This is a genomic window from Flavobacterium sp. LC2016-23, assembly GCF_009674775.1.
In the GTDB taxonomy this organism is placed as follows: domain Bacteria; phylum Bacteroidota; class Bacteroidia; order Flavobacteriales; family Flavobacteriaceae; genus Flavobacterium.
Map to the genome: position 1 here is coordinate 25,527 of NZ_WKKE01000008.1, position 12,144 is coordinate 37,670.

At 38.0% G+C, this 12,144-nt stretch carries 9 protein-coding genes; 4 read left to right on the top strand and 5 right to left on the bottom strand.

Translation table 11 applies throughout. From position 1 onward, the window contains the following. Positions 1–54: 54 nt before the first annotated feature. The 5 genes from GJU43_RS08165 to GJU43_RS08185 all read right to left on the bottom strand — a co-directional run bounded on the left by GJU43_RS08165 (position 55) and on the right by GJU43_RS08185 (position 8,294). On the bottom strand, positions 55–4,389 hold the full coding sequence (locus GJU43_RS08165; RefSeq protein ID WP_154340283.1) for a type IX secretion system membrane protein PorP/SprF: 4,335 nt from the start codon (positions 4,387–4,389) through the stop codon (positions 55–57). A 1-nt stretch (position 4,390) separates the two neighbouring features. Beyond that, complete coding sequence (sprC, locus tag GJU43_RS08170) at positions 4,391–5,851, bottom strand: gliding motility protein SprC (protein ID WP_154340284.1); 1,461 nt, start codon at positions 5,849–5,851, stop codon at positions 4,391–4,393. Further along, a complete protein-coding gene (locus tag GJU43_RS08175) occupies positions 5,848–6,261 on the bottom strand; it encodes a hypothetical protein (protein ID WP_154340285.1) in 414 nt (137 codons plus the stop codon). The genes sprC and GJU43_RS08175 overlap by 4 nt, the downstream gene beginning before the upstream one ends. A 102-nt stretch (positions 6,262–6,363) precedes the next feature. Then, positions 6,364–7,656: a hypothetical protein gene (locus GJU43_RS08180; RefSeq protein WP_154340286.1), complete on the bottom strand. Its 1,293-nt coding sequence runs from the start codon at positions 7,654–7,656 to the stop codon at positions 6,364–6,366. A 185-nt stretch (positions 7,657–7,841) separates the two neighbouring features. After that, the gene (locus GJU43_RS08185) at positions 7,842–8,294 is read right to left on the bottom strand and encodes a hypothetical protein (RefSeq protein ID WP_154340287.1); all 453 of its coding nucleotides are present in this window, start codon (positions 8,292–8,294) and stop codon (positions 7,842–7,844) included. Between the two features lie 437 nt (positions 8,295–8,731). On the opposite strand from GJU43_RS08185, the gene GJU43_RS08190 reads away from it, so the two are divergent. The 4 genes from GJU43_RS08190 (at position 8,732) to recA (ending at position 12,109) form a co-directional block, all read left to right on the top strand. Next, positions 8,732–9,880, top strand: coding sequence for a DNA polymerase III subunit delta' (locus GJU43_RS08190; protein ID WP_154340288.1), 1,149 nt, complete (start codon positions 8,732–8,734; stop codon positions 9,878–9,880). A 6-nt stretch (positions 9,881–9,886) separates the two neighbouring features. Further along, positions 9,887–10,270, top strand: a complete 384-nt coding sequence (locus GJU43_RS08195) for a DoxX family protein (protein ID WP_154340289.1) — start codon at positions 9,887–9,889, stop codon at positions 10,268–10,270. Positions 10,271–10,419: 149 nt separating this feature from the next. Next, the gene (locus GJU43_RS08200) at positions 10,420–10,929 is read left to right on the top strand and encodes an acyl-CoA thioesterase (protein WP_127338285.1); all 510 of its coding nucleotides are present in this window, start codon (positions 10,420–10,422) and stop codon (positions 10,927–10,929) included. A 172-nt stretch (positions 10,930–11,101) separates the two neighbouring features. After that, on the top strand, positions 11,102–12,109 hold the full coding sequence (gene recA, locus GJU43_RS08205; protein WP_154340433.1) for a recombinase RecA: 1,008 nt from the start codon (positions 11,102–11,104) through the stop codon (positions 12,107–12,109). Positions 12,110–12,144: the final 35 nt, after the last annotated feature.

Genomic DNA, 12,144 nt, shown 5'->3' on the forward strand with positions numbered 1-12,144 from the left:
TATTATGTCCTTCTTAAAAATTAAGAAGGACGAAACTCTTTAATCTTAATTATATTAATTTTCCACTTTTACGATAGCCATTTTTCCGTTGTATGGCTTTTTACCTTTAGCTCCTAATGCTTCCTGAGCCTCAGATAATCCATCAAACTTATCGTAATAGATGTAATACTTACTTGTTGTTACATTATAGAAGAAATTAATATTCGTAACACCCGCAGCAACTGCTTTGGTTAAGAATTCATCTCTCTTTTCAACACTGCTGTGTACAGCAACAATCATATAGTACCCACTTTCAGAATTTTTAATATTCTTGATAATCTGCATATTTGACTGGTCTTCACCAAAATCAAAATCACTTGCTGTTAAAGGCGTGCTGCTCGGTTTGGTAGTTTCCTTAATACGTTTAAGAGCAGCTATATCCTGTGCATATCTTCCCTGATCATTTTCGTATGCCGCCTGCTTGATTCTACGTTTCTTCTCTATTTCAGTTTCTGCTTTAATACGTTCTAAATTGGCAAGTAAAGCTGCACCGTCTTCTTCCATTTTAAGCTGGGCCGCTTTCAACTGATTTATTTTTTCCAGATAAGCCTTGTTTAAAGCATCATTTTTATTTGGTACTTTTTTAAGTCTTTCGTTATATAAATTTGTCAGCTTCGCAATCTCATCTTTTTGAATTTTATTTGCCTCAGCCATCTGCAATTTTAAAGCTTCTATCTGACTGTTTTCAGCAGCTACACTCTTGAACGGTTTTGGTTCTTTGTAAATACCTTTATCACTTAAGTCATTCTCTTCTTTTAAATCATCCAGGTCTTTTTGTTTGTTTGCCACTGTTGCTTTAAACTGTGCCAACAAATCATTTTGAGCTTTAGCTGATGCATCTAATGATTGTGCTAAATTATCGATTGCTTTTGCTGTATCATCTTTAGCTAACGAAGCGGTTTTTGCAAGAGCGTCTGCATCAGCTTTTGCTTTGGCATCGGCTAATAATTTTGCTTCACGTGCTTCTTCTGCTAATCGTAATTGTTCTGTTTCCTGTTCCGCTTTTAATCTTTCATTCGCTTCTGCATCTGCTTTGGCTTTCGCATCAGCCAGTAATTTAGCCTGCTCTGCTTCCATATCTGCTTTGGCTTTGGCATCAGCTGCTAACTTCGCTTGCAACGCTTCTGCGTCGGCTTTTGCTTTGGCATCAGCTGATAATTTTGCTTGTAACGCTTCCGCATCGGCTTTCGCTTTGGCATCAGCTGCTAATTTTGCTTGTAATGCTTCCGCATCGGCTTTCGCTTTGGCATCAGCTGCTAATTTTGCTTGTAATGCTTCTGCGTCAGCTTTCGCTTTGGCATCCGCCGCTAATTTCGCTTGTAACGCTTCTGCATCTGCTTTCGCTTTGGCATCAGCAGCTAATTTTGCTTGTAACGCTTCTGCGTCAGCTTTTGCTTTAGCATCGGCTGCTAGTTTTGCTTGTAAAGCTTCCGCATCTGCTTTCGCTTTGGCATCCGCTGCTAACTTCGCTTGTAATGCTTCTGCATCGGCTTTCGCTTTGGCATCGGCTGCTAGTTTTGCTTGTAAAGCTTCTGCGTCTGCTTTTGCTTTCGCATCCGCTGCTAACTTAGCTTGTAATGCTTCTTCGTCAGCTTTCGCTTTGGCATCGGCGGCTAACTTAGCTTGTAACGCTTCTGCATCTGCTTTCGCTTTGGCATCCGCTGCTAACTTCGCTTGTAACGCCTCTGCGTCAGCTTTCGCTTTGGCATCTGCCGCTAATTTTGCCTGACGCTCTTCCTCCGCTGCCTGTAATTTTTGAGCTTCCGCTTCAGCTTGTCTTCTTGCAGTGGCTTCTGCATCCGCTTTTACTTTTGCATCCGCAAGTAATTTTGCTTGTAGCGCTTCCATATCTGCTTTCGCTTTGGCATCAGCTGCTAACTTCGCTTGTAACGCTTCTGCATCTGCTTTCGCTTTGGCATCCGCTGCTAACTTCGCTTGTAACACCTCTGCGTCAGCTTTCGCTTTGGCATCAGCAGCTAGTTTTGCTTGTAAAGCTTCCGCATCTGCTTTTGCTTTGGCATCAGCAGCTAGTTTTGCTTGTAAAGCTTCCGCATCTGCTTTCGCTTTGGCATCCGCTGCTAACTTCGCTTGTATTGCTTCTGCATCAGCTTTTGCTTTGGCATCCGCCGCTAATTTCGCTTGTAACGCTTCCGCATCAGCTTTTGCTTTAGCATCAGCAGCTAGTTTTGCTTGTAACGCTTCGGCGTCAGCTTTCGCTTTGGCATCCGCCGCTAACTTAGCTTGTACGGCTTCTGCATCAGCTTTTGCTTTGGCATCAGCTGCTAGTTTTGCTTGTAACGCTTCCGCGTCGGCTTTTGCCTTAGCATCAGCGGCTAGTTTTATTTTCAGTGCTTCCGCATCCGCTTTGGCTTTGGCATCTGCTGCAAGCCTTGCTTGTCTTGCTTCTGCGTCTGCTTTAATTTTTGCATCTGCTGCCAGTTTTTCTTTTAGGGCTGCATCTTCTGCAGCTTTCGCTTTCGCATCTGCAGCAAGTTTTGCTTTATTTGCGGCATCAATACTTGTTTTTGTTTTTGTAGCAGCTGCAGCTTTTGCTTTTGCTTCAGCAGCAATTCTCGCCTGAAGCGCATCTGAATCGGCTTTGGCTTTGGCATCTGCAGCTAAAATCGATTGTAAATCTGCTTCTTCTGCTTTCGCTTTTGCATCGGCTTTACGTTTCGCTTCTGCAGCATCGGCTTTCACTTTAGCGTCGGCTGCCAGTTTTATTCTTAGGGCTTCTGCATCCGCTTTGGCTTTATCTGCAGCTAATTGTGCCGGTGTTTTTTGTGGTTCAGCAGTTGTTGCTGTTTTTGGTTTTGCTGTACCTTCTGCATCCGCTTTTGCTTTGGCAGCAGCCAGTCTTGCTCTTGCTGCAGCTTCGGCATCCGCTTTGGCTTTATCTGCAGCTAATTGCGCCGGTGTTTTTTGTGGTTCAGCGGTTGTTGCTGTTTTTGGTTTTGCTGTACCTTCTGCATCCGCTTTTGCTTTGGCAGCAGCCAGTCTTGCTTTTGCAGCAGCTTCGGCATCCGCTTTGGCTTTATCTGCAGCTAATTGCGCCGGTGTTTTTTGAGTTGTTGCAGGTTTGGCTGTCGTTTTGTTTTCGGCCACTTTGGCTCTCGCGGCAGCCTGAGCATCCGCTTTCGCTTTTGCATCTGCAGCCAGTCTTATTTTTAAAGCTTCCGCATCGGCTTTCGCTTTTGTATCTGCCGCTAATCTTGCTCTCGCTGCAGCTTCGGCATCAGCCTTCACTTTTTCAGCAGCTGCAAGTCTTGCCTGTTGTGCTTCTGCATCGGCTTTTGCCTTAGCATCAGCAGCTAACTTTGCTTTTTCAGCTCCACTGACTCTCGTAACCGGAGCAGCAGCTGTAGTTTTTTTTGCTATTACCGGTTTTGCTTTAGCAGGATCCATAAGAGAACCTTCTTCGTCATCTCCATAATAGTAATTTCTATTCTTGAATTTATAAGCAATTGCGAATTCGTGAGAACCTCCTAAATTGGAGAAATTACCCATTCCTCTTTCATAGTTGTATTCGATAGCAATACTTGGTGAGATATTAACACCAAGACCCGCTGAAACTCCGTATAAGGTATTGTATCCTGCCTGTGCCCAAACTCCTTTTGGAATAGCCACCATAGCCAAGCCCGAAATAACGGTTTTGTCTTGTTTGATTTCTGTTTTAACGATTCCGGAGAATTTACTTCTGTCGAAAAAACCGTAAGAATCTATGTATCCAGTGTACATTGCATGCAATTCGATCGCTCTTTCAGGATCTTCTTTTACAACTCCCGAACCGAAATTATAAAGGATTAAATTATTTACAGACAATCCGAAATCAAGGAAAGCAGTACCATAGTTAATACCGGGATTCACGGTAAGTAAAGTGCTTCCGGGATAATCTACAATTAAACTTGTATCATCAGATATGATTTTACCTTTATCCAGACTGCTTTTATAGGCACCTACGTTCAGACCAAAAGTCAAATTACTGTCTTCCTGTAAAACGATATTGTGAGCAAAATTGGCTACTCCTCCAAACACAGTCATTAAACCGTAGTTCTGTTGAAATAGTCCAAAGGCAAAAGCTTCATTTTCTCTGAAACGCCCAGAATAACCAAATAAATAGCTGTTTGGTGCATTTTCAAACTGAGTCCATTGTCTTTTATTATAAAAACTTATGTAAGCATTTTGTTCGCGTACGAAACTAAATGTTGGATTGATTAAATATCTATTAAACTTTAATGAATTTCTGATAGGTAACGAAAACGAAACAACTCCATCCTCAGGAGCTTCCTGCGAATAGAGTACATTTGAAAAACCGTAAAATAAAGTTATGAATAGTAAAATTTTCTTCATATTATTTTATCACAGTGATTGATCCTTTTTTTTCACCTGTGTCAGATTGAATGACATAGTAATATACCGGATTAACATTTTTAAAATCTTTTATAAACGTATTAAGTTCAGGATCGTAATTACTTCCAACATCGTCAAACATCACTTCTCCGTTTGAACTTAATATGATAACTTTTGTACTTGCCGTTTTGTAAATATCCGGGATATTCCAATACGGATTTCTGAGACTTACTATGTTTGGAATTACTGTCGTAACAGCATCCAGCACAGAAGTAATTCTAAATGAAAACTCTTTGGTAGAGGTACAACCCGAAGACACAGAAACTTTTGCTCTGTAGCTTCCTCTTACTGCTACCAGGTAAGTTGCTGATGTCGCACCCTGAATAAGATTGTTATTTAAATACCATTCGTATGTCGGGTTGGTCGCATCTGTTGTAATCGAAACACTCAAGGTTTCGCCTTCTTTAAGTTCATATTGATCTGCAACGTCAATACTAGCCGTAAAACTGGTACTTTGTAAATCTATACTTCCTGTAGCTATACACCCGCCAAAGTCTACAGCAACAGTATAAACTCCGGATTCGTTTGCATTAATACTGCGGGTTGTCGCACCAGGGATAACGACATTATCCTTTTTCCAAACATAACTATTTCCAGCCGTAGCAGTCAATACAGTACCAACTCCATCAGCACAAAAAGGATTGCCTAAACTCGAAGTTACCGTAACAGAAGAACCTGCACCGGAAGAAGTCAGCACAACTCTATTTGAATAAGAAAGAGAAGTACAGCTGCCGTAATTCGTTTCTACATAATAAGTACCTGCTGCAGTAGCTGTATAATTAGGACCCGAATTGCCCGCCATAAGCGTTGGTGGTACTGTAGCACCATTATCCTTATACCAATTATAAGATAATGAAGGATATTTTAAGGGCGAATCATTCTCCGGATTTGTAGAATCAGGATCTATAGACAATACGTAACTACCTCCTGCACAAAAAGTAGCAGAACCATTAAAATTATTAATGGTGTATTGCTTATCGTGGATCTTATAATAAATAGGAAATAACTTTTTTGCTGTTGAAGAGAAAAATGTAGGACTTACATATCCACCTGAACTTTTAACTCTTAACGCATAGGTATCCGATCCCACAATGTTTGGGGGAATCGAAAAAGTGATGGTCTGTTTATCCGGTGCATCATCTACAGCTGTTCCTGTAACAGGAGTTGGTGTCGAAAAACTTCCTGTTTTATCTGAAAGTTCAACCACAAATGTAGTACCTGCGGGGAAGCTGCTATAGGTAAATGTCGCCTTGTACGTCTGACTGGTAATACCTGCACAAATTCTGTCAAAAGCAAGAATTTCAGGTGTTACCTTTTGGGCGTACAAACTAGATCCAGCAAATAAAAAAATGCCAAATAAAAGAATAAATTTGGTAAAAGTTAAAGTAGTTTTTTGAATCATATAGTACGTTTTCGGGCTAAGTCTATATTTTCAAAAAACAAAATATCAATAAATGTCTCTGAAAAATCGTATTTATAGTTCTCAATTATATCTTTTGCAAGAACTGAATAAGAAGCTGTAATTGCAGATTCCTCACATTTAGAAGTGTTCTCACAAGTCAGATCAGTTGCCATAGTAAGGCTATCCTTGGGGATGGATAGCCCTGCTATAAACTGATTAGAATTATCTAATTTGCTGATACGGTCATCAGCTATATCATTCTTTTGGTTAGGGGCACAGGAAGTCGATTTACAAGAAGTTGTAACAGAAAAAACAGGCTTTTCTATTGTACTTTGTGCATATAGACTTAATGTTACCGGCGAAGCCAAAAATATTATACAAATAAAATATTTTTTTATCGTTGGTGTCATTCTGTTTTGATCTTTATTTGTCCGGTTTAAGACGAATACATAAATTGTGTCTGGGGACTTTGTTAATAAAATTTACGCTCTGAAATAAAAATCTAAATCTATCTATCTGTTTCCGCTAGAAGCTGTAATTTTTCCTAATTGTAATCTGAAATCTGGTTTTTTAGGATTGAAAATATCAATGAATGTTTCTTTGTTATCACTTTGAGAATAAACGTTAAAGAAAACGCTATTTCCATACCAGCTCTCTAAATCTTCATTGTTAGAATTGTACTCTGTAAAGATGTTTCCGTTACATAGGTTAAAATACATTTCCTCAAATTTGATTTTTTTAAGGTTGGCATCATTGATTTCTGTTTTGCTGTCCAATAATACAGCAGGATTGAAACCAGAGATAACGCTTCGTTTCATTTCAAGTGAAGCAGTTTCTGCAACGTAAATAGCTTCTTTTACCAAACCTGACTGAATATCAGCTTTAATGTTTTCGCTATCGTTAAGCATTGTAATATTTGAAGCAACAACTAAAGTAGTTTTTTTAGTAAAGTCTGTTTCGTTTTTCTTTTCGTATGTTTTTACTTCCAGACAACGAGATCCGTCTTTGTTACTTGACAAGTAAGAAGATCTTACAGCCAACGAGTTGTATAAACGGCATTGAACTCCCTGAGTAAATTTAAAGTCATCATTGATAGATTTATAAGATACTAATTTAGTAGCATTTAAATCTCCGCCAAAGAAAGCAAATGAGTCACCTCCGGAATAGCTAACCATTACGTTTTCTAATATTGTTTTGTTTCCAACACCAGCAACAGTTAATCCGTTGAAAGAATCCATTCCTTTTACTTTTTTACCAGCAAATTCAATTCTCACGAATCTTAGGATTCCTGAGTTACCGGCAACATTATCACCACCATAAGTAGTTAGTGTAGGATCAAGATCAAGGTTGTAAGAACCAACGTTTCCAAATTTATTGATTGGAGCATCACCAAGAATTACAATTCCTCCCCAGTCTCCAGCTTTTTTCTGGCTGCGGTTTGAAGTGAATACAATCGGGTCAGTCTCTAAACCGTCTGCAACAATTTGTGCACCTTTTGTAACTACCAATGTTCCTTTAGTTTCGAAATCACCAATGATTAGTGTTCCAGGCTCAATTGTTAAAACGGCATTGTTTGTAACATAAACGTTTCCTTGCAAAACATAGATATTCCTTTTCATCAATTTAGTATTAACAGAAATATTCCCTGCTAATATTTGATTGGCTTCTCCATAGTCTACTTTATTAGGCTTAAATTCGGTCCAGTTATTTAACCAATTGTTGTAGCCCATAATTCCTTTCTCTTGTTGAGCACTCATACTGGTTACTGTCAAAAGGATGCAGATGATTTGAGTAATTTTTTTCATGATAAGGTGTTATTAGGTTAATAATAAATTTGGGATGCGTATGCGTAATATTATAAAAACTCATCCCGAATTTTCTGATAGTATTTCAGAACCTTCGAGAACGAGTTGTTATTTTTAGTCTTTTCTAGAATCAAATACACTTACGTAAAGAGTTCAGAAAAGGTTTTAAAATATTTGTTTTAAAATTACATTTCGTTCAATTCGTTGAACTCGTGTAATGATTTCAATGTGCTTTCGTAAAATAAAATAGCTGCGATCAAGTTTCCTTTATCGGAATATGGCATCATTTTTCTTTGGAATTCTACTGTAGTATCCAAAAATGCAGATGTTCCAACTGCCTGAGCATCTAACACTTTTTTGTGCTCACTGTCGTCCGGAATACCTAAATCTGCCATAGTAACGCCTGGTTTAGTCACCAAAGCGATGTAAGGGAGAGTTTTAACTAATACTTTAATACGCTCAATGTACAATTCCAAAAGTTCACCTTTCTGCATACCGCTCAATTCTTTTTGATCGTGGTATTTACGAATAAGTGCTGTTGTACTAATAATACTTCTTGGAGCGTTTTTAGCCTGTGCAGAAGCTGCTGCAGTTGTCAAGATAAAAAATAAACTAAAAAAAATAATTTTCCCTTTCATAAATTCTATTTTAAAAATTGGTTGTTGATGAAAACAAAAATATATAAATTATGTTAAATCGCAACTTTAATGTTTTTTTTTTTGAAAAATAGAGCTTCACATTGTCGTAAAAAAAGGTCGTATATCGAGAAAATATGCCTTTTGCCGAGTTTTTTGTTAATTTTGTTAAAATTTTTTCTTGTAAGAAACGGACTAATTTAACAAGATCTTTACGCATTATTGTAGACAAAAAAAAGACATGTTTTCAATAATTTTGTAAAAACTATTAACAAAAAAGTCTTAATATCTCACCAAAAGGTACTCAGTATTAACTAAACATGACAGAAAAAAAATAAACATTTTGTGAAAAATTTAGTTTTTTGAAATAAAAAATAAGGTCATAATTAATCTTTATTCCGAAAATTTTTGACTATATCATTTTCTTCTATCTTTGCTCCATGCAATTTTCTCAAATTTTAGGTCAGGATTACATCAAAAGTCACTTGATAAAAAGTGCATCTTCCGGAAGGATTCCGCACGCGCAGTTATTTGTCGGACCCGAAGGAAGTGGTACATTATCGACCGCTATAGCCTACGCGCAATATATTTTGTGTAACAATACTGGCGATGAAAACTCAAACGGAAATGATTCCTGTAATATCAAATTCCAAAACATTTCACATCCTGATCTTCATTTTATCTATCCTACGGTAACCACCGAAGATGTTAAAACAAAACCGAAAAGTCTCGATTTTATTCAGGACTGGAGAACATTTATTCAGGAAATGCCTTACGGAGGTTTATTTGACTGGTATAAAGTACTGGGCGTTCAAAACAAACAAGGAGAAATCAGGGTCGAAGACGCGCAGGAAGTTTTAAAATCACTTTCGTTAAAATCATACGAAGGCGGTTACAAAATTATGATTATCTGGATGGCCGATAAAATGAACATTGCCGCATCCAATAAATTATTAAAACTTTTAGAAGAACCTTCAGACAAAACCATTTTTATTCTGATCTCTGAAAATGAAGAAGATATCATTCAGACCATACGTTCGCGCTGCCAGGTGATTCATTTTAATGGCTTACCTGAAAAAGTAATTGCAGGAGCTTTGGTAGCCCAGGAGAATATTGATCAGAACGCCGCTTTAAAGATTGCACATCAGGCGCAGGGAAATTTTAACAAAGCACTTTCTTTATTAAAAGAAGATGATTCCGAATATCCTTTTGAACAATGGTTTGTCAATTGGGTCCGTGCTGCATTTCGCGCCAAAGGCAATGCCGCTGCCATTCAGGATTTAATTTCCTGGAGCGAAGAAATTGCCTCACTTGGCCGCGAAAGCCAGAAAAAATTTATTCAGTTTTGTATTGAAATGTTCCGACAGGCACTTTTATTAAATTACCAGGCACCGGATCTCGTTTACATTGAACCCAAAGTAGATAAATTCAAACTCGAAAATTTTGCGCCGTTTGTAAACGGAAATAACATACACGACATTTTTAAGGAACTATCCGATGCCATGTATCATATTGAAAGAAACGGAAATGCGAAAATAATTTTGACCGATTTATCCATAAAACTCACACGTTTAATTCATAAAAAATAATTAGTAATGAATAATGTTGCTTCAATTTTACTGTTGCTTTTTTTGGCCCTGACTTTTTTACAATCCGGCTATGAGAAAATATTTTACTGGAAAGACAATGTTTCCTGGCTGAAAGAACATTTTGCCAAAACAGCATTAAAAAATCAGGTTCCGCTTGCACTTCTGCATCTTTTAATTTTAGAATTAATTTCGGGAATATTATGTGTTGTTGGTGCTATACAACTGCTTACCGACAGCGGTCGTGAATTTGGCTTTTACGGCGCAATTTTCTCATGTATTTCTTTGTTAATGATGCTTTTCGGTCAGCGATTGGCTAAAGATTATGATGGAGCGAGAACCATTGTTATCTATTTTATCCCGGCCGTAATGGCGGTTTACTGGCTGAATTAAAATAATACGCCACAGATTTCACACATGAAAATGATTAAAAAATCTATTCGAATCTTTGACCCGAGCGATAGCGAATTGGCGAAGCAAATCTGTGGCGGGGAAAAAGTTCGCTCTAGCGAATAGCAAAAAATAAATTTTATATTAAGAAAATGAATCCAAAACATCCTGCAGAGTCCCTTACTATTTTAACAGATTTAGTTTTACCGAGCGAAACAAATCCATTGAATAATCTTTTTGGTGGTGAATTATTAGCAAGAATGGATCGCGCAGCAAGTATCGCGGCCAGAAGACATTCGCGCAGAATTGTAGTGACGGCTTCTGTGAATCACGTAGCTTTCAACAGAGCCATTTCTTTGGGAAGTGTTGTCACCGTTGAAGCAAAAGTATCACGATCTTTCAAAAGTTCTATGGAAGTTTTTATAGATGTCTGGGTAGAAGACCGTGAATCCGGAAACAGAACCAAAGCCAACGAGGCTATTTATACCTTTGTTGCCGTGGATGATACCGGAAGACCTGTTGAAGTTCCCGCAATCGAACCGGAAACGGAACTGGAAAAACAACGTTTTGATGCCGCTTTACGTCGTAAACAACTGAGCTTATTGCTTGCCGGAAAAATAAAACCTTCTGAAGCCACAGAATTAAAGGCTTTGTTTCTATAGCAAAATTGTGACAATTTGGAACAATTTGAGAGAATCAAACTTCAAAAAAAAGAAGTAATTTTACACCATTACATGCCCATACAAATCTAAATCAGGAAGTTATTTGTTTTCCGATTTATATTTAGAAGAGAAAAAGAAAAAATTTTAGATGAAAGAAAAAGAAAAAAAAGAGATGAGTTCAGAGAAAGAGGCCAAATTAAAAGCGTTACAACTTACGCTTGACAAACTAGATAAGACGTACGGAAAAGGAACCGTAATGAAAATGGGAGATAAAGCCATCGTAGAAGTTGAAACAATTTCTTCAGGTTCTCTTGGTGTTGATTTAGCGCTTGGAGTAAATGGTTACCCAAGAGGAAGAATCATTGAAATCTACGGACCTGAATCCTCTGGTAAAACTACCCTGACATTACATGCAATTGCCGAAGCTCAAAAAGCAGGCGGAATTGCTGCTTTTATAGATGCTGAACATGCCTTTGACAGAAATTATGCTGAAAAATTAGGCGTAGACATCGAAAACCTGATCATTTCTCAACCCGATAACGGTGAGCAGGCTTTGGAAATTGCCGAAAACTTAATCCGTTCAGGAGCAATTGATATTGTGGTTATTGACTCGGTAGCAGCCTTAACGCCAAAAAGTGAAATTGAAGGTGAAATGGGAGATTCTAAAATGGGTCTTCACGCACGTTTAATGTCCCAGGCTTTAAGAAAACTGACCGGAACGATCAGTAAAACAAATTGTACCGTTTTCTTCATCAACCAGTTGAGAGAGAAAATCGGTGTGATGTTCGGAAATCCTGAAACAACAACCGGTGGTAACGCTTTAAAATTCTACGCTTCTGTACGTTTAGATATCCGTCGTTCTTCTCAAATTAAAGACGGGGAAAACGTAATTGGAAACAGAACTAAAGTAAAAGTCGTTAAAAATAAAGTTGCTCCGCCTTTTAAAACAGCCGAATTCGACATCATGTACGGAGAAGGAGTTTCTAAAACAGGCGAAATTTTAGATTTAGCTGTTGAATTTGAAATTGTTAAGAAAGCAGGATCCTGGTTCAGCTACGGAGATACCAAATTAGGACAGGGCCGTGATGCCGTAAAAGCTTTAATTAAAGATAATCCGGAATTAGCTGATGAATTAGAAGTTAAAATTAAAGCGTACATCAAAGAATTAGCTAACGCTTAAAAAATAGTATAAATCTGTTTGTTACAGGTTTTATG